This window comes from Moorena sp. SIO2C4 (genome assembly GCF_010672485.1).
Taxonomy (GTDB): Bacteria; Cyanobacteriota; Cyanobacteriia; order Cyanobacteriales; family Coleofasciculaceae; genus Moorena; species Moorena producens.
Genome location: NZ_JAAHGN010000002.1, coordinates 68616 through 85830, shown reverse-complemented (window position 1 = coordinate 85830; position 17215 = coordinate 68616). Strand labels below are relative to the sequence as shown.

Annotated in this window: 18 protein-coding genes, 2 tRNA genes and 1 pseudogene; 10 read left to right on the top strand and 11 right to left on the bottom strand. The window is 43.4% G+C overall.

Annotated elements, in window-relative coordinates:
- Both lpxD and F6K20_RS00600 read right to left on the bottom strand, forming a co-directional pair.
- A partial coding sequence (lpxD, locus tag F6K20_RS00605) for a UDP-3-O-(3-hydroxymyristoyl)glucosamine N-acyltransferase (protein WP_287293359.1) occupies nucleotides 1–886 on the bottom strand: 886 nt, incomplete at its 3' end.
- Nucleotides 887–1155: 269 nt separating this feature from the next.
- Nucleotides 1156–1296, bottom strand: a complete 141-nt coding sequence (locus tag F6K20_RS00600; protein WP_154659741.1) for a QAALIT motif small membrane protein — start codon at nucleotides 1294–1296, stop codon at nucleotides 1156–1158.
- A gap of 556 nt (nucleotides 1297–1852) precedes the next feature.
- Here F6K20_RS00600 and clpP point away from each other — a divergent pair.
- A complete protein-coding gene (clpP, locus tag F6K20_RS00595) occupies nucleotides 1853–2455 on the top strand; it encodes an ATP-dependent Clp endopeptidase proteolytic subunit ClpP (protein WP_008182028.1) in 603 nt (200 codons plus the stop codon).
- Between the two features lie 24 nt (nucleotides 2456–2479).
- Nucleotides 2480–2638, top strand: coding sequence for a hypothetical protein (locus F6K20_RS00590; protein WP_008182031.1), 159 nt, complete (start codon nucleotides 2480–2482; stop codon nucleotides 2636–2638).
- Between the two features lie 200 nt (nucleotides 2639–2838).
- On the opposite strand, the gene F6K20_RS00585 is transcribed toward F6K20_RS00590, so the two are convergent.
- The 3 genes from F6K20_RS00585 to F6K20_RS00575 all read right to left on the bottom strand — a co-directional run bounded on the left by F6K20_RS00585 (nucleotide 2839) and on the right by F6K20_RS00575 (nucleotide 5839).
- Nucleotides 2839–3669 (bottom strand): ABC transporter permease, encoded by an 831-nt coding sequence (locus F6K20_RS00585; protein ID WP_287247577.1) that lies wholly within the window; start codon nucleotides 3667–3669, stop codon nucleotides 2839–2841.
- A 53-nt stretch (nucleotides 3670–3722) separates the two neighbouring features.
- Entirely contained in the window at nucleotides 3723–4481 is a 759-nt protein-coding gene (locus F6K20_RS00580) for an ABC transporter ATP-binding protein (protein ID WP_287247579.1), read from the bottom strand.
- A gap of 311 nt (nucleotides 4482–4792) precedes the next feature.
- Nucleotides 4793–5839, bottom strand: coding sequence for an ABC transporter substrate-binding protein (locus F6K20_RS00575; RefSeq protein WP_287247581.1), 1047 nt, complete (start codon nucleotides 5837–5839; stop codon nucleotides 4793–4795).
- 597 nt (nucleotides 5840–6436) lie between these two features.
- On the opposite strand from F6K20_RS00575, the gene F6K20_RS40430 reads away from it, so the two are divergent.
- The 3 genes from F6K20_RS40430 to F6K20_RS00565 all read left to right on the top strand — a co-directional run bounded on the left by F6K20_RS40430 (nucleotide 6437) and on the right by F6K20_RS00565 (nucleotide 8838).
- Nucleotides 6437–6559, top strand: coding sequence for a DUF8629 family protein (locus F6K20_RS40430; protein WP_044492584.1), 123 nt, complete (start codon nucleotides 6437–6439; stop codon nucleotides 6557–6559).
- 475 nt (nucleotides 6560–7034) lie between these two features.
- Nucleotides 7035–7196 carry a hypothetical protein gene (locus F6K20_RS00570; RefSeq protein WP_287247583.1) on the top strand — a complete coding sequence of 54 codons (162 nt, stop codon included), beginning with the start codon at nucleotides 7035–7037 and terminating at the stop codon, nucleotides 7194–7196.
- A gap of 10 nt (nucleotides 7197–7206) precedes the next feature.
- On the top strand, nucleotides 7207–8838 hold the full coding sequence (locus F6K20_RS00565) for an MBL fold metallo-hydrolase (protein ID WP_287293355.1): 1632 nt from the start codon (nucleotides 7207–7209) through the stop codon (nucleotides 8836–8838).
- A 371-nt stretch (nucleotides 8839–9209) separates the two neighbouring features.
- On the opposite strand, the gene F6K20_RS00560 is transcribed toward F6K20_RS00565, so the two are convergent.
- Together F6K20_RS00560 and F6K20_RS00555 are read right to left on the bottom strand one after the other, a co-directional pair.
- Nucleotides 9210–9521, bottom strand: coding sequence for a DUF6679 family protein (locus F6K20_RS00560; RefSeq protein ID WP_008182036.1), 312 nt, complete (start codon nucleotides 9519–9521; stop codon nucleotides 9210–9212).
- Between the two features lie 141 nt (nucleotides 9522–9662).
- Complete coding sequence (locus F6K20_RS00555) at nucleotides 9663–9878, bottom strand: hypothetical protein (RefSeq protein ID WP_008182037.1); 216 nt, start codon at nucleotides 9876–9878, stop codon at nucleotides 9663–9665.
- A 1627-nt stretch (nucleotides 9879–11505) separates the two neighbouring features.
- On the opposite strand from F6K20_RS00555, the gene F6K20_RS00550 reads away from it, so the two are divergent.
- The 3 genes from F6K20_RS00550 to fba all read left to right on the top strand — a co-directional run bounded on the left by F6K20_RS00550 (nucleotide 11506) and on the right by fba (nucleotide 14275).
- Complete coding sequence (locus F6K20_RS00550; protein WP_287255962.1) at nucleotides 11506–12375, top strand: aldose epimerase family protein; 870 nt, start codon at nucleotides 11506–11508, stop codon at nucleotides 12373–12375.
- Between the two features lie 66 nt (nucleotides 12376–12441).
- A tRNA-Lys gene (locus tag F6K20_RS00545) sits at nucleotides 12442–12513 on the top strand.
- A 682-nt stretch (nucleotides 12514–13195) separates the two neighbouring features.
- The gene (gene fba, locus F6K20_RS00540; RefSeq protein WP_287293353.1) at nucleotides 13196–14275 is read left to right on the top strand and encodes a class II fructose-bisphosphate aldolase; all 1080 of its coding nucleotides are present in this window, start codon (nucleotides 13196–13198) and stop codon (nucleotides 14273–14275) included.
- 136 nt (nucleotides 14276–14411) lie between these two features.
- On the opposite strand, the gene F6K20_RS00535 is transcribed toward fba, so the two are convergent.
- Both F6K20_RS00535 and F6K20_RS00530 read right to left on the bottom strand, forming a co-directional pair.
- Nucleotides 14412–14726: a DUF3181 family protein gene (locus F6K20_RS00535; RefSeq protein WP_287293350.1), complete on the bottom strand. Its 315-nt coding sequence runs from the start codon at nucleotides 14724–14726 to the stop codon at nucleotides 14412–14414.
- A 238-nt stretch (nucleotides 14727–14964) separates the two neighbouring features.
- Nucleotides 14965–15243: a 2TM domain-containing protein gene (locus F6K20_RS00530; protein ID WP_008182041.1), complete on the bottom strand. Its 279-nt coding sequence runs from the start codon at nucleotides 15241–15243 to the stop codon at nucleotides 14965–14967.
- 92 nt (nucleotides 15244–15335) lie between these two features.
- Here F6K20_RS00530 and moaB point away from each other — a divergent pair, with 92 nt between their 5' ends.
- On the top strand, nucleotides 15336–15857 hold the full coding sequence (gene moaB, locus F6K20_RS00525) for a molybdenum cofactor biosynthesis protein B (RefSeq protein WP_353736708.1): 522 nt from the start codon (nucleotides 15336–15338) through the stop codon (nucleotides 15855–15857).
- A 102-nt stretch (nucleotides 15858–15959) separates the two neighbouring features.
- On the opposite strand, the gene moaC is transcribed toward moaB, so the two are convergent.
- Complete coding sequence (gene moaC / locus F6K20_RS00520; protein WP_287293347.1) at nucleotides 15960–16466, bottom strand: cyclic pyranopterin monophosphate synthase MoaC; 507 nt, start codon at nucleotides 16464–16466, stop codon at nucleotides 15960–15962.
- 59 nt (nucleotides 16467–16525) lie between these two features.
- Between moaC and F6K20_RS00515 the strand changes: the two genes are divergently transcribed.
- Nucleotides 16526–16599 (top strand) — tRNA-Arg (locus tag F6K20_RS00515).
- Between the two features lie 111 nt (nucleotides 16600–16710).
- Here the strand turns inward: F6K20_RS00515 and F6K20_RS00510 are convergent.
- Nucleotides 16711–17157: pseudogene (locus F6K20_RS00510) on the bottom strand (apocytochrome f); the annotation flags it as partial.
- Nucleotides 17158–17215 lie beyond the last annotated feature (58 nt).

The window sequence follows — 17215 nt, the reverse complement described above, 5'->3', positions numbered from 1 at the left end:
TCATAATTGCTCCATCCCCAACTTTCACTTGATTCGCAATTCCTACCTGACCCACCAGCAACACTTGATTACCTACTTTGACTCCTCCAGATAATCCAACTTGGGCTGCCAAGGCACAGTTTTGTCCCACCTCGGAGCCATGACCAATATGTACCAAATTATCTAATTTAGTGTTACGTCCAATCCGGGTTTCCCCAACCGCTGGACGGTCAATGGTGCTGTTACAGCCAACTTCGACCCCATCTTCTAAGACCGTGTAGCCAGATTGTTGCATTTTATACCACCCTTGGGGGGTTGGCACAAAGCCAAACCCTTCAGCACCAATGACTGCACCACTATGAATCACACAATCGTTACCAATGCGGCTCCGTTCATGAATAGTGCAGTTGGCATGTAGAACAGTGCGATCGCCTATTTCTACTTCAGGATATAGTACTACATTAGGATGAATACAGACCTGATTGCCAATCTTTACCCCTGCTGAAATTATGACGAAAGGTCCAATATAGACATCTGTTCCTAACTGAGCATCTGGGTCAATCACTGCAGTGGGATGGATGACTGGTGCTGGTTGAAAGGGTTGATAGAAACATGCGATCGCATGAGCAAATAGTAATCTCGGTTCAGATGTCCCTACCCAAGCAATACCTCTTTCTGTCGCTTTTGCCTGTAATGCTTCATCCAGGGACAAAATTAATGCACTCGCCTGGGTTTTTTCTACCATGTGGGCAAACTTGGGTCCTTCAATATAACTGAGAGTGCCTGGGGTGGCTTGATCGATGGGAGCAACTCCGGTAATTTCAGGGTTAAGCTCTGTATCGCTATTCAGGCTATGGCACAAAGACGCTGTACTACCCAGGTGTTCTATTAAAAGACTAAATTTCATGGCTCGGCAATGGGTGGGTGTGGAATTGGACATCTGGAATGATAGGATAAATTGGTGACTAACCGCCATTGCTATTGAGTTAGTTAAATGGGATTCACAATTCCTTAGTTATCTTGGGTGTTCCTAGCCCTTAACTTATTCCATCACTCCGATTGCCCTTGGATGATTGAGTCATTAGTCTACAAGTCTGTTAGTTCCATCCATAGATGGAACCAATTAAGACATCGAAGGTTTAATGACTAACGACTAATCAATCATGTCTGGTGGTGCTACCGTAAACTTAAGAACACTTTTGGGGTTGACCGTGACGGCGGTACAGCATCAGACTGTTGAGGATCTGGTGGACTAATATAGACTAGTAAGTTGAGCAATATTGTAATGGTAAATGCCTGAAAAACTTTCTTAAACACGAGCCACACTCCTCATTCCTAATATATAGTCTTGGTGAAACAATCGAAAGCGATGCTACTTGACTGAGATACGAACTTTATAAAAATTGATACACCCGTGAAGGTAATTAACTCTACCAGTTTATTTAAGCAACCATATAAGTGCCAAGTTATATGTTCCGCCTCAGTGACTGGCACAGTGCAAAGGGTTGCTCCTAAGTCATTCTGTGTAATTTAATAGATTAGGGGTAGCCGAGATTAGAACCAAAGCAAGAGTTTGCTAGTCGCTACAATGTAAAGGAAAACCAATCTACCAGCCACCTTAAGTCAGCACCCCACTCTTGTCTAGACAGGACTCCCTAGCCTAGTCATGCAACATAGCTGACCAACCGATAACAAGCCGCGAGGCAAACATGAGGTTATGCTTCGATAGGGGCTTGAGGCTGTTAACAGGAACGGGTATGAACTGCATCTGTTCTCCCCACATTGATCTAAGACGGTTTTAACCGCCCTTTTCCTTTGTTTTTCCTCCCCAGTCGCCCATACACGGGGTTTGCAAATTTCACGCTTATTTTTTATGATTCCTACAGTTATCGAGCAATCCGGTCGTGGCGAACGTGCCTTTGATATTTACTCTCGTTTGTTGCGAGAGCGCATTGTATTCCTCGGACAACAGGTTGATTCTGACTTAGCTAACTTAGTGGTTGCCCAATTACTCTTTCTAGAAGCCGATGACCAGGAAAAAGATATTTACCTGTACATCAACTCTCCCGGCGGTTCAGTGACTGCGGGCATGGGCATTTTCGATACGATGAATCAAGTTGCTCCGGACGTCTGCACTATCTGTGTTGGACTAGCAGCTAGTATGGGGGCTTTCTTACTCAGTGCTGGTGCTAAGGGTAAACGCATGAGCTTGCCCCACTCCCGGATTATGATTCATCAGCCACTGGGAGGAGCACAGGGACAGGCAAGCGATATAGAAATCCAAGCAAAAGAAATCCTGTACCACAAGCAGCAGCTAAACAATTATTTAGCAGAACATACCGGTCAGCCACTGGAAAAGATTCAGGAGGATACCGAGCGGGATTTCTTTATGTCAGCGACTGAGGCTAAGGACTATGGTTTAATCGACCAGGTCATTGAGCGACGTCCCATAGCAACCCCTTTACCAACAAACTAATGTCTTAGTTGACACTCCCCGTCTATGCGCGAGCAGGGAGTGTCAACTAAGACGTTAGTTTGGGGAGATGCTAAAGCGATCGCTAACCAGGTCCCGACTATTGCTGAAGTGGCTCCGGAAATTAACAATCGGCAGTTAATCACAGGAGTTAAGCAATTACAATACATCAATAACTATATATAGTTATTTATTACAAGTAACAATAAAATCAATCACCAAAAGGTAACTTCAGCTATAGGAAATGAAAACGGATATCGGATTTCCTAGTTAGCGTGAGGTACATCTAGATTTTTTTCCTGATCTTGATTGAGACTTTCGCTTATATCGAAATCGAATCATATAAAAAATTAATCTTAAGAGCTGCTTTACTATTAATTATCAAATCAATTATCTCTGGTGAGAGAACTTTCATGCCATTGCCCCAGAACCAAGTTGGATAAGGTGGTCAAGAGTACAAAAATCAAGATACCTAGACTACTAATCATAAACAAAGCAGCAAACATCCGGGGAATTTCGAGATTGTAGCCAGCAATTAGCATTTGATAAGCAATTCCTGAATTAGCACCGCCTGTACCGGCAACAAACTCAGCTACTATTGCTCCGATTAAGGCTAATCCACCACTAATACGTAATGCAGCTAAAAAATAGGGTAAAGCACTTGGTAATCGCAGATACAGCATTGTCTGCCAGCGAGATGCTTTGTAAAGCCGGAACAGGTCACTTAAGTTGGAATCGATGCTATTTAAACCAAACGTCGTATTAGAAATAATCGGGAAGAATGCTACAATCCAAGCACAAAGTACCAAAGCAGCGAAGGTATTGTTCCTCAGCCAAATAATAATTAAAGGCGCGATCGCAGCAATAGGCATTGTTTGCAAAACTACTGCATAGGGATATAAGCTTTTTTCAATCCACTTACTCTGAGCCATTAACATGGCAATTAGCAATCCTGAAATTGCTGCTGTTATAAAAGCAGCTACAGTGATTTTTATGGTGATCAGCAATGGCTGAAATAAACTGTTCCAGTCCCTAATTAATACCTTGATAATCAGCAAAGGACCTGGTAATATATAGGAGGGCGTACTAGTCACTCGAACAGAGATATCCCACACCATCAACACCAGGATTCCCACTGCCAAAGGGGCTATAATATCGATAGATAGCAAACGTTTCAATTTTAGCTTTGCCAGAACGAAGGCTTTGGTTTTTTCCATAAAATTTTTAGATCGCGTTTAATATAGCTGTAATATTTCTATTCATAATATTTCTATTCATAATTCATCCCTTTTGACAACTGCTCAGCCACCTTGCGACAATATTTTGTATAAACTAATGATGTACGAAACTGTTCCTTACGTGGTAATGGTTCATCAATAGTTATATCCGCCACTACTCGACCTGGACGAGCTGCCATTACTACCACGCGATTGGATAGATATACGGCTTCATAAATATTGTGAGTCACAAAAACGACAGTCCAGTGTTTCTTACTCCACAAATCAAGTAACTCCAGGTTAAGCTTAGTACGAGTGATATCATCCAAGGCTCCAAAGGGCTCATCCATCAGCAATACCTTGGGAGAAGTAACAAGAGCTCTGGCAATAGAGACTCGCATTTTCATGCCACCGGAGAGTTGACGGGGATAGGATCGGGCAAAACTTTCTAGTCCAACTAATTGGAGCGCTTCTTTAATAGCATTATCAGCCACTTTTTTAGATACCCTTGCTAATTTAAGAGGCAAACGAACATTTACCATTACCGTTGCCCAAGGCATTAGTGCTGCTTCTTGGAAGACAAAAGCTATCTCGTTTTGGTGGCCGCGATCGCTCCATTCTATGTTTCCCGAACTCATAGTGCTTAGTCCAGCAATGATGCGTAGCAGGGTACTCTTGCCACATCCCGATGGTCCTACCAGACTGATGAATTCAGACTTATTGATGTTGAGATTTAGGTCTTTTAGCGCTACAGTACCATTGTCAAAAGTTTTGTTGACATGGGTAAGAGAAATAGCTGGTTTTTGGTTCATCTATTGTCAGTTAGTAGCAATAGACTTCTTGCAGAAGTCGGTAACAGGTAGCAGCGGAAAAAAATTTATAAAAACAGTATCATAAAACTACTTTTGCAAGAGCTCTAATCAGTGATTAGCAATCCGTTAATAGTTTAAATTATCAATCACTAGATAGAAATTAATGTCTAATAACAATATCTAATAAATTTGATGTTAACATGTCTATAAATAATATATTCGGCATTTTACTTTTTTTTTAATAAGCTGTTATTTCGGTACTTAATTAAAGTAACTAAAAAGTAACTAATAAACTAAAATGTTAACTAACTTTATGTATAAAAATTTACTCCTTTATTGACAAATGCTAAGGTGTAGGCTTGTTTGTAATCAGTCTTGGCATCAAGTACCCCAACGGTAACTAACTCATTGAACAAACTTTCCCAGCGTTCATCGGTCATTGCCCCAATGCCAAGTTTTTCAGCATCGCCAGAAATGATAATACCATACTCTTTAAGCTTATCCAGACCATAGGCGATCAGGTCATCGTTCATCTCTGGATTATCTTTTTTTATCAGCTGATTGCCTGGTTCGGGATTCTCTAGATAGCTATACCATCCTTTGATTGACGCATCAACAAATCGCTGAACCAGGTCGGGGTTAGTTTCAACGAGTTTCTTGGTGGTTTCGATGGTGAAAGCATAGGGATTATAACCAGCATCTGCTAAGGATAATATATTGGGCTTAAAGCCTCCTTGCTTTTCTATAAGGTAAGGTTCAGAAGTCAAAATTCCCTGTTGAGCTGAATTTTTATCTACTAAAAAAGGGCTAACATTAAAGTTGTAGGGGCGTTTCTGGTCATCTGTAAAACCGTATTTTGCCTTGAGTAGGGGCCAATAGGTGGTGATGGCTCCAGGAGAAATAAAAATCGGTTTACCTTTTAATTGTCCCAGAGAGTCATTGCCTACCCCTGGATGAGCCAAGAGAATTCGTATTTCTTTTTGGAAGATACTTGCTAAAGTAATTTTGGGAATACCTTGTTGCACTGCTTTAATAGCATCAACAGCCTGTCCCATAGTTAAATCAACTACTCCTCCCATTAATAATTGGGTGGTATTGCTCTGAGGACCTGTTGGTTGTATGGTAACATCTAGGTCATAGTTTTGATAAATTCCAGTAGCGACAGCCTGATAAAAACCACCGTACTCTGCTTCAGCTTTCCAGCCCAGAGCAAATTTTATTTTATCTAATTTACCTTTTTTTTCTGTCGTTAATGGTGTAGAGCTTTGATTATTACAAGCTGCCAAAACACTACTACCAAGAGTCACGGAGCTAAGTTTAATGAATTGGCGACGCTTAATTTTATAGATTTCTTTCATCTAAAACTTCAACCGGCTATAGCAATCATTTAGATTATTTGGTTGTGGTGGTTTAAAATTCCGCAGTTTTAGGGTAACTAGAACGGTCTGGCAGGGTAAAACCTTAAGTTTGGTTTACGTTCCCGATTAGCAGCTTCTAAAATAGTGCGTAATTTACCTAAGTTACTACCGATAGCGTTCGCACTAAGCTGGTACTCCCTAAGCTGTACTCCCTAAGCTGGTACTTTGTAGTTGCCATTTTTTATAAGCTCACTATCACTTTGGCGTTTAAACCCCAACAAACACACTGATATAAATAATACCATACTCGCTCTAATTAAAAAATTAAGAATATATAATCATAGAGAAATAGAAAAATATTACAGTAGCTATGACTTTGAAGCTAACACGGACAGATCTACATTGAATCTGTTCATCTTATGAAACAAACCGTGAAACCCTCTCTCCACCTCCATTTCCCCATCTCCCCATCAGCCTCAACCCAAAAATTAAGTGGGTGACAGCTTAGGCAGGGGATTGAGGCAGGTTCTGGACGAAACAGGGAGTTACAATGAACGTGACGCTTTTTTCTCACAGCCATGAGGAGTTATTAAGAAAATGGAAGTAAAACTGGTTTTAGTGGTACTAACAATTGCATTTACTGCTTTGTGCCTGTTTTTTGGGACTAAGAATGGATTTTATGATTCAGACGATTATCACGGCAACGGCTCTGCACACTAAGCTTCCAGTATTTACTTTAGCTGTCAGCTGCTGAGCTTTCAAAAAGCATTCATGGTTTAGTCTTGGAAAAACCCACGCCTCTGCTATTACAGCAGAGGCTAAAGGCTAGAAGCTGACCGAAGTGTGGGGAGTGTAAGGGGGCTCACGAGGGTTTTCCCAAGCCCCTTCCTTCTAGGTAGGCATGGGTAGTGTCAAAAAATTGAAATCGTCACTTAGAGGTTAGAGGGACTTCACCAGTCCCTCCCTAGTTAACTCCCTACTGTGGTGATGTTGTTGCCAGTCTTTATACCCTCTTGACTCTGACCTCGAAAGGAGGGAAACTAGGTGAGAACTCCCCACACCCACCCTAAGGGGTAGGGTGTGGGGTTCTTGTGGACTCCAGAGTGACCTATAGGGTATATCGAGCATACAAACCCCTCTAAATTGGTATGGAGTGACAAATCTACCACGTTTGTTTTGACTGGGGAAGAATCTGTTGAATTTTCCGTTCAAGGAAGATGCAGCCTTAGTAAAAATAGTTCCACCTTATTTTCCGTTGGCGATCGCCGATTCTGTCTGCCTCTTCCAAGGCTTAATCATTCACCCTTCCCTGATTAGTAAGACGTGGGTTAACGGAGCCGGATTAGCTAAAATTTAAGTTGAAGCTCATGAGCAATCAACGCCCAGTAGCATCCTCTGATCAGGATGACCGATTAACCTGCTTTCCTTACGGTGTTGGTCATGGTGCAGAAGGGGTTTGTTTGTTGGTGCAGATGGGGCCACACCGCATTCTGCTGGATTGTGGATTAGAAGACATTTCCCCCCTACAGACCGATGGGATACCACCAGCAGATTTAGTCCTGTGTAGCCACGCTCACTCAGACCATAGTCAGGGATTGCTGGCTCTTCACCAAACTTTTCCACAATTACCAATCTACGCTAGTGAGGTAACGACTCAACTATTACTACTCAACTGGCCGGAACTGCCTCCTGAGGATATTCTCCCATTTTGTCAAGCTCTCCCGTGGGCTACCCCTGTAGAATTCTGTGAGGGACTCACTGCTCAATTGTTCCCAGCTGGACACTTGCCAGGAGCAGCAGCATTTTTACTCACTTACACCACTCGCCATCGAACTTACCGACTGCTTTACACCGGTGACTTTTTCCTGTCGAACTCACGGCTGGTGGAGGGATTATCCCTTGAATCACTCAGGGGTACACAGCCGGATGTGGTAATTGTAGAAGGTAGTTATGGCACTGCTCGACATCCCCATCGGCGGCAACAAGAAAATCAACTAGTAGAGCGTATTGAGCAGGCAATTGCTACCAATAACTCAGTTCTGTTACCAGTGCCTACCTTAGGTCTAGGTCAAGAAATCCTCATGCTCCTGCGCTCTCATCACCACTTTACAGGGCGCGACCTAGATATTTGGGTCAATGGAACGGTGGCTGCTGGTTGTAATGCTTACTTAGAACTACTGTCTCACTTTCCCACCTCAGTACAAAATTTTGCCCGACATCAAGCCTTGTTTTGGGATGAGCGGGTACGTCCTCGGGTGCGGCGGTTAGATCCCCAGCACCGAGATGCTATCGGTAAATCTCCCTGTATTATCCTCACTGACTTAAACATGGATTGGAGGGAGTACTGGCAGCAAGAGAACCGTTCTTGGGTTGTCCTGCAACCGGAACATCTTAAATCTTTGGATCCAATGGATGACTACGGATCTCTTAAGGTTGAAACTTATCTGCTGGCTCAACATGGGGATTGTCTGGGTACCACCCAGTTGATTCATAATCTTCGACCTCAACATGTGATTTTTGTTCACGGCTCTCCTACCTACCTAGCTGATCTTGCTGGTTTGGAAGAGTTACAAAATCGATATCATCTCCATACGCCAGCAGCAGGAACACTCGTAGAACTTCCCATTGGTGATACCTTTATCAGACCAGCTCTACCAACGGAAACGAACTATGAAGGAGAGTTGAATGAATTAGATACACTTGTCTATATCACTCTTTCAAGGGCGATCGCAACGGATCCTCGTTGGCAAAATTTCGCTGATACTGGTTTAGTAGAAGCCCGCTGGCAAGGAGAAGAACTGGTCTTGCGGGGATTGTCACAACGAGAACTACTCAAACAAGGGGGCAGAGCCAAGATACCAATTAATATCGAGTGTTGTGGTAATTGTCTGTACCAAAGAGGCCAGCGCTGCTGGAATCCAGGCTCAGCTCTCTATGGTTTTAAAGTAACACTGGAGGGGTACTGTCCAGTTTTTGAACGGATAGAACCCCTTGAGTAACGAATAGTTAAGGGAAAATTGCTAGCTAATTGTGAGTTATCAATTTTCCGATACTTTTTAGCTACCAAAGTCTACCAAGATAGACCAAAGTCCGCCAATGCAAGATGCTTTCGCATCCAGGGGGTATCTCCCAAAGCTCTCAGGAATATCCCGCGAGCGCCATAAAAATGTCAAAAAAGTTATAACACCGGGATCTAAGCGCAACTATTAAACCCTTGGTTTTCGGCTTTAATTTAAGTTACATAATAATCGCTTTCGGTGTTACCTAATTTAAGTCTAACAAATAATAAGAGTTTTTGGTAGACTCTGCGACATTTTCGATTAGTTTTTACTCACCCTTAACGGTTGGTTGTCCATTAACAATGAATAATCTAGTCCTGATTTAAGTCTTGGGAGCGGGGGTGAATTTGTTCAGCCTCCGGACAATCATCAGAGACTATCGGATCAACATTACCTCGGAAAACAGAAGCTAGCTTGTGACTCACAGAGCCTATGCTTTCCAAGCGGACCATTTCTTCCCAGGAACTGATCTCATCCTCTTCGTCTGTTTCATAACGAATTGTGACTAAATCTCCCTCGATATCAACAATGCGGGCGTGTTCAATCCAACGTTGCTGATCCCGCAAGAAAACGCAGACCTCACGACCATCGCAGCAGAGTTGATAAATCTTGCGGTGTAGCATATTCGGCTTCTCCTGTTGCAGATAACTCTTGGTTTTACTGGTGAAGTAAGCGGTTAAGTTTCTCTAGAAACAACTTTATTCTGACATACTTCCCACGAATAGAATTGGCGGGATTCTCTCCATCATTGCGATGATGAGATACTATGGAAGGTTAAAATAAACCTGAGCAACCAGAGCAGGAATACTCCAGATCCTTTTTTTGTTGGCTCTGGCGACTAAAATACCATTTACTTGATTTGTCGAGCCGCCATCAGCAGCAAAAATAGATTCCAAGAATTTATAAGGATTACCAATAAATAATTGTAGCTCACTCCTCGTATCCCCAGCCCTAAAGGGTAGGGGTTGACTTGAAATCATTTTTGGTTAACTTAACATGGAATCAAGCGGGTTTGTCTATTCCTTGTTAAAGATTAAAATAGCTTAATAGTCTTTTATGTTCATTGCTTGAGAGTGTAGCTTGCATTAGAAGCGAGCTTGAGTTTGAGTTGATTAACGCTGCTCGTGTCATTGATTACTTTTTTTCTGCATTTTGAGTTCTCCACGGATTGAAATCGCGTGGATTCTAAGAGTCGTGTCGTTACGCGGGTTAAAACCGCGCTGCACGACGCTTATAAAACTTACTAGAGAGTGAGTCTAGTCTCTTTTGTTGTGGCAGACTCAAAACTGCCCTACCTCCCTGGCCTTTGGCCAAGCTACGCGAACGGATTAACAAAAAGTTAACCGGTGGATTTACTTTTAATTTAATTGCACAATAGCTTTCGGAGTGGTTGTACCAAACAAATCAGGGCAATAAATCACTACTTTTTGCTCCATTGTTTGCCTGTTCCATGGTCGTAGGATATACCCCGTCTCCAAATGTCCGGAATCTCACCGAAAAGCGCAAAATATAAACGCGACCAACCTTGTTCTTACTCACGATTCTATTTTAACACGAAAGCCCTTGATAAATCCCAGCGCGCTGGCCTTTGGCCACGCTACGGGAACGCTGTCCACCCAATAAATTAGGTGGCTAACTCTCGCTTGTTATTTTTCTGTTTTTATGCATTGTCTTGATGCAGAGCGCGAGTTTGGGAAACCCCCTGAGGTCGGCGCTACATCCCTTAATTCAGCAACCTATACCGCCCTAACCGATTTCTCCTGCTTGCCAGCAATGGTGCTGTAGTCTGTTAGAGATGGTGTTTGGGGGTATGGTCACTCTATAGTTATGTGACTACTCCTACATCATAATCTTTGATTTGATGTAGGCTTCTCAAACTCACGAATGAGACTTACTGTTCCTCGATATCCTGTATCGATTTACCACAGCCATTGAGCGGCAGTCCAACCGCCATCAATTTATCATACCAAAACCAAGAGACTCAGCCAGGTAATTCCCCTCCCGCGCATGAAGCGCGGGTATAAAGGGAGACCCCTTACCTGTTTAGTTGGAAACTCAGATTCCACTAGCATCCTTATACAGATAATGGAGTAAGAATTTAACAACTCCCCCAAGTTGAAACATAGGGGATTATGAGCGGATATTGCTAAAGCGCTTAAAAACCGGCTACTTGCAACGTTCACAGTAAGATTTGACTCACACTGTTGTGGCGGTTTAAACACACTACTACCGAACTTGGCTCAAAAAGAGCTATACCGTTCCCCTTAGTCTTCTTAGCTGTCAGGTTTGTCACCGACTTGGCTATTTATAGGATACAGCAGGAGAAACCCTACTGCTTATAAACGTCGGCGTGGCTAAAGCCTCCTGGTTCAAGAAGCAAGCATTTTGGTAGGTGTCTACAGGTTCCACATACCCATCATTGTGACATACTAATCCCTGTACGTGCTTGGCACTAAGCATGAATTTTGTAAAAAAAACTGCCAACCTGCCAACCTGCCATCGATCGCAGTCAGAGTCACTCAAAAATAGGCTTTTGCTGTGATCAAAAGCGATTAGGCACTCAATAGACTGATAAATCGGATTTTAAATCGTAAGGGAGAAAAGCCAGTGTTTGAGATCGTACGCACTCAAGACCAATACGAAACTTACATTCTCACTGACCACAATGCCCAATCTCGATTAGAAGTGGTTCCTGAACGAGGTGGCATTGTCATTCGGTGGAATATCCAAGGTCAGGAGATTTTTTATCTTGATGCGGAACGCTTTAAAGATCCCAATCTGAGTGTACGGGGTGGCATTCCCATCCTCTTCCCCATCTGTGGGAACTTAGTTAATGATACTTATACATACCTTGGCAAAGACTATACTCTCAAACAACACGGCTTTGCCCGTAATTTGCCTTGGCAGGTGACTAATAGTGCAACGAATGAGATGGCAGTGTTGACTATCACCCTCAAGAGTAATGACCAAACTCGCTCTGTCTATCCCTTTGACTTCGAAGTTACCTTTACCTATCGATTAAAAGGCAACACCCTAGACATTGATCAGCGCTATACGAATCATTCCGCTGAACCGATGCCCTTTGCCACAGGTTTCCATCCCTACTTCTTGGCACCTGACAAAACTAAACTGGAGTTTGATATTCCTGCATCGGAGTATCAGGAGAAGCAAACTCAAGCAGTACATCCTTTCACTGGCAGTTTTGATTTTAGCTGTGATGAAATTGATGTATCGTTTGGGCAACTGAGTAATAATACGGCCAGTGTTACTGATGCTGAAAGGGGATTAGCGATCGCATTGACCTACACTGACGCTTACTCGACCTTGGTATTTTGGACAGTTCAAGGCAAGGACTTTTATTGCCTTGAACCTTGGAGTGCTCCCCGTAACGCTCTTAACACTGGAGAAAATTTAACTCACTTAGCTCCCGGAGAGAGTAGTGAGACATCGGTGAGGCTAACGGCGAAATTTTTCTAAATTTCCCTAGACATTTCCTTATCAATGTGATATTCTTAGTAAAGGTATGTTTGATAAAAGCTTACCGGGTCGCTAACTCAATGGTAGAGTACTCGGCTTTTAACCGATTAGTTCCGGGTTCGAGTCCCGGGCGACCCATTTTAACCTAACTGTTAGTTAGCCTTATTTATCTATTGATACAAAGTCTAGATATGAGGCTAATGGTATTAGGTTCTAGGTAGGTATTAGGTAAGTACTAGGTAACTATGAGTTACTAGGTAGGTATTAGGTATTAGGTAAGTATTAGTTACTAGGTAAAACAGGGATACTTGAGCACCTCTGTGTTTTAAGAGGGATACTGCCTGGGCTTGTTAGAGCCCGCAAAGCCAACAAACCTTAAATTATTGCTCCAATCAGAAAGGTTAGGAGCTGTTCTCAAAACTTTTAGCAAAACTACCTATACTTTACTGTTTATCCAGATTTTACCCAGGAGTGGTTGGGTAGTGTTTTATAGATTTGGTAATTTTTGTCAAGTTTTATAGAATCAGCTTTGTCTAGATGATTTAATCAAGAAATTTGAATAAAAGCTGCAAAATATCTTAAGATTATCTAAAGAATTAACCTGTCTTGATGCAAAGCGCGAGTGGGGGAAACCACGGCAGTTGCTCATGGGGGAAACCCCAAGACCGCACTGCCTCCCCAAGACCTCGCTGCATCGCTGTCTAGAAGCAACTAGATTGACATGTCTGGACTGGCGATTCTGTTCACGAGTCACTAGGGAGTGTCAGACGTGAGGCTTCTCGCCGGAATAGCTAACAAACAAAGTTAGGAGGAATATAATATGGCACTTGTACCCATGCGGCTACTGTTAGATCACGCAGCTGAGAACGGCTACGGGATTCCAGCATACAACGTTAACAACATGGAACAAATCCTGTCTATCATGCAGGCTGCTGAAGAAGCGGATAGTCCGGTAATCTTACAAGCTTCTCGTGGTGCCCGCAAATATGCAGGTGAGAACTTCCTCCGCCATCTGGTCACAGCAGCGGTGGAATCCTACCCTCATATTCCCATTGCCATGCACCAAGACCATGGCAATAGCCCAGCCACCTGCTATTCGGCAATTCGTAACGGCTTCACCAGTGTGATGATGGATGGCTCCTTGGAAGCTGATGCTAAAACTCCAGCCAGCTTCGATTACAACGTCAGTGTTACTGCCGAAGTAGTAAAAGTTGCCCATGCTATCGGTGTTAGTGTTGAAGGGGAACTGGGTTGCCTAGGTTCACTGGAAACCGGTAAAGGTGACAAAGAAGATGGTCACGGATTTGAAGGAACTCTGAGTCGCGACCAACTATTGACCGACCCTGACGAAGCAGTTGAATTTGTTGAGCGCACCCAAGTTGATGCTCTAGCTGTAGCTATTGGTACTAGCCACGGTGCTTACAAGTTTACCCGCAAGCCGACTGGAGAAATTCTTGCCATTAGTCGCATTGAAGAAATTCATAACCGTCTGCCTAACACTCACTTGGTGATGCACGGTTCCTCCTCTGTGCCTCAAGAGTGGCTTGACATGATCAACCAGTACGGTGGTTCTATTCCTGAAACTTATGGTGTACCCCTTGAAGAAATTCAAAAGGGTATTAAGAGCGGTGTCCGTAAGGTTAACATCGACACTGACAACCGCTTGGCTATCACTGCTGCTATCCGGGAAGCTGCTGCCAAAGATCCTTCTAACTTTGACCCCCGTCACTTCCTCAAGCCTTCTATCAAGTATATGAAGCAGGTTTGCTTGAAGCGTTACGAAGCCTTTGGTACTGCTGGTCATGCTAGCAAGATCAAGCAAGCGACTATCGATGTTTTTGCCACTAAGTATGCCAACGGTGAGTTAAGTGCTGTGGCGAAAAAGGCTGTAACTGCGTAGTTTTTAACGCTTCACAGGCCAATCTTTGCTGTTTTGGTGAACCAAGAACAAGCAGAATTATTTGGGTAGCTGTTCAAGTTACCCAATTTTTTGTTATTAGTGATTAGTTATTTTAAAATTGCCTATTTTCAGATACTTACAGCTGTCTTTGATACTCTTCGAGAATATCGATTAGATCCATCTGACACTGCATGGGTAGCAAATCTGCTAGGGGAACTTGCCGTTTACCACCACCTAGCTTCACAGAAATGCTTTGCAGGATTGACATCATCTGGTCTTCTGTGATTGTATTAGTGTTACCGATTAATAGGGGATAAAATTGTTCAGCCAAAGTGGTATGTAGATGGGCATCCCTGAGGTAAAGATGCCACTTGGCTACATCAATATATACCTTGTCGCCAATTTCAGCAGCGAGAGTTTCGATTGCTTCTGTAGAAGTTGGATTAGCCATGGTAATTAGCTGTTTCTAATTAATTGCATGTTGGGATCTCTAAGGAAGGTTTAAAGTTGAAGGTTTAAAGTTAAAGGTTTAAAGTTTAAATTTTCCCTCAAAACAGTTGGCTCATCACCTTGAATTAAAAGAGCCGAGTTTATTTGCTGGCTTTCAGTTAACCGTCAACAGTTAACCGTCAACAGTTAACCGTCAACAGTCAACCGAAAATCAATTACTACAATTATCTTGGGTGATTTCATCCTTGAGGGGATTCGGTTGGAGGTTCTTGAGTAGGCAGGGGGGTATAGTTTGCGATCGCAAATATATAAACCCCATGCCCTACTAAAATCAATCCCCACAGACCAGTAAACCAGTATGCCCAAGTCCATTGAGCATACTGTATAGTTTTGAAGAACCACACTCCGGAATTACAAGCAGCAAAAATTGCCACATGTACAGCAAAGTTCATGCGGTCATCTAGACGACGGTAGGCTGGATCACGTCGATCAGGTTTACGAGGCCAACGAGGAGGCATAGATATTTGTCAGTTTTTAGTTGTGTAACGGCTTGGTCTGATACCAACCCTAGTCAGTTAATTTAATTTTAGAACCTAATGTTGGATTGAAGATGATCCGAACCAAACAGTTTGTTCCGTTAAATATTGCAGTGATGACGGTGTCCGATTCCCGTACCGAAGCCACGGATAAGTCCGGTAAGCTGCTGGTTGAGAGTTTAACCCAGGCGGGGCATTACTTAGCGGAAAAGGTTCTTGTTCCAGACAACATCTACAAAATCCGTGAGGTGGTTTCCCGATGGATTGCTGACGAATCCGTACAGGTAGTGTTGACTACAGGAGGAACTGGTGTTACTGGTCGAGATGGTACACCAGAAGCGATTCAACCCCTCCTGGATAAGGAAATCCAGGGCTTTGGTGAAATTTTCCGCATGATTTCCTACCAAGAGATTAAGACTTCTACTATCCAATCTCGTGCCCTGGCTGGTGTGGCTAACGGAACATACATCTTTTGTCTGCCTGGATCTTCTGGAGCTTGTCGGACAGGTTGGGAGCAGATTATCAAAGACCAGCTCGATTTGGGCAATTCCCCCTGTAATCTTGTGGAACTGATGCCACGTTTGCGAGAAACCTAATCTTAGCGATAGATTTCCTGTTCAAACGGTAATTGGCAACTAAGTGCCTCAGTGGATCAGTGCTAAGTTCTGACCCAACTTGACTTGAGCTGATTGCTTAACTTAGCAATCCCGGGAGATTTGGTAATCACCGGATTTACCTCCGGTCTTACTCAACAGGCGAATCGATTCAATCGCGATAGACTTTTCCAACGCTTTGGCCATATCGTAAAGGGTCAAAGCCGCAACAGAAACTGCTGTTAGTGCTTCCATTTCTACACCAGTTTCAGCTTTAGTAGTCACAGATGCCTGAATCTGATATCCCGGTAGTTGGGGGTCAGGTTCCACTTGAACTTGGATCTTGTGTAGGGGCAAGGGATGACACAGAGGAATCAGTTGGAAAGTTTGCTTTGCTGCCATAATCCCAGCCAGCCTAGCGGTTCCTAAGACATCACCCTTGGGGGCATTACCAGCTTGGATGGTGTTGAAGGTTGTGGTTTTCATCCGTACCTGAGCAGCGGCTAGTGCCTGACGTTTGGTAAGCTCTTTGCCAGAAACATCGACCATCTGAGCTTGACCTTGACTATCGAGATGGGATAGCGATTGATTTCCACAAGAGTATTGCGACATTTTTGATCTATGTGTTATGATAAATAAATGTTGACCCACAAAAAAGTGGCAGCAGTTAAGGGCTTGTAGCTCAGTGGACTAGAGCACGTGGCTACGGACCACGGTGTCGGGGGTTCGAATCCCTCCTAGCCCGTTTAATAAGCTAAGACATTATAGTATCTACAGCATATAAATCCCGTTCACGACCGATGGCAAATCTGAGGGAACGGGATAAATTTTTGTTGGACTGGGTCATAAAGATAANTGGTTGGTAGTACATGTTTTCGGTTTCTTCTTGCATTTCCTCCGGAATCCGGTCAGGAGGAGCAATCTTGAAACCTTCGGGTAACATCACCACGGCACCGACCTGTAAGCCACCTTTAGAACCATCACCATAGACCTCTTGTGCTTCTAGGTCATAGGGGATCTTAACCACAGCTTCAAATACAGTATCTGGCAGTACCGATTGGGGAATTTCCACTTCTGTCGGTTTCTCTGCTAGGTGGCAATTAGCACAAGCCAGCTTACCAGTGGCATCACGAGGGGTTTCTGGCGCAGTTTCCTGTGCCCAGAAGGGATAGGCAGCAGCTGACTGGGGAACTGCCAGATCACTGGCAAAGAAAAGGGCCACAGCTGCCACAACCAAGACAATAGTTCTGGCAATCATCCCCTTGCCACGGTTAACCATCACCGATACATCAGGTGTTCTCATCACTAAGCCAAAAAACTCAAAAATTGGTAATTTAAAAATTGCAACTTGTTAATTGCTA

Bases quoted from the DNA above. Each gene is read 5' to 3' on its own strand.
- clpP (WP_008182028.1), top strand. From the start codon at position 1,853: ATGATTCCTACAGTTATCGAGCAATCCGGTCGTGGCGAACGTGCCTTT.
- F6K20_RS00590 (WP_008182031.1), top strand. From the start codon at position 2,480: ATGCGCGAGCAGGGAGTGTCAACTAAGACGTTAGTTTGGGGAGATGCT.
- F6K20_RS00585 (WP_287247577.1), bottom strand. From the start codon at position 3,669: ATGGAAAAAACCAAAGCCTTCGTTCTGGCAAAGCTAAAATTGAAACGT.
- F6K20_RS00580 (WP_287247579.1), bottom strand. From the start codon at position 4,481: ATGAACCAAAAACCAGCTATTTCTCTTACCCATGTCAACAAAACTTTT.
- F6K20_RS00575 (WP_287247581.1), bottom strand. From the start codon at position 5,839: ATGAAAGAAATCTATAAAATTAAGCGTCGCCAATTCATTAAACTTAGC.
- F6K20_RS40430 (WP_044492584.1), top strand. From the start codon at position 6,437: ATGGAAGTAAAACTGGTTTTAGTGGTACTAACAATTGCATTTACTGCT.
- F6K20_RS00565 (WP_287293355.1), top strand. From the start codon at position 7,207: ATGAGCAATCAACGCCCAGTAGCATCCTCTGATCAGGATGACCGATTA.
- F6K20_RS00560 (WP_008182036.1), bottom strand. From the start codon at position 9,521: ATGCTACACCGCAAGATTTATCAACTCTGCTGCGATGGTCGTGAGGTC.
- F6K20_RS00555 (WP_008182037.1), bottom strand. From the start codon at position 9,878: ATGATTTCAAGTCAACCCCTACCCTTTAGGGCTGGGGATACGAGGAGT.
- fba (WP_287293353.1), top strand. From the start codon at position 13,196: ATGGCACTTGTACCCATGCGGCTACTGTTAGATCACGCAGCTGAGAAC.
- F6K20_RS00535 (WP_287293350.1), bottom strand. From the start codon at position 14,726: ATGGCTAATCCAACTTCTACAGAAGCAATCGAAACTCTCGCTGCTGAA.
- F6K20_RS00530 (WP_008182041.1), bottom strand. From the start codon at position 15,243: ATGCCTCCTCGTTGGCCTCGTAAACCTGATCGACGTGATCCAGCCTAC.
- moaB (WP_353736708.1), top strand. From the start codon at position 15,336: ATGATCCGAACCAAACAGTTTGTTCCGTTAAATATTGCAGTGATGACG.
- moaC (WP_287293347.1), bottom strand. From the start codon at position 16,466: ATGTCGCAATACTCTTGTGGAAATCAATCGCTATCCCATCTCGATAGT.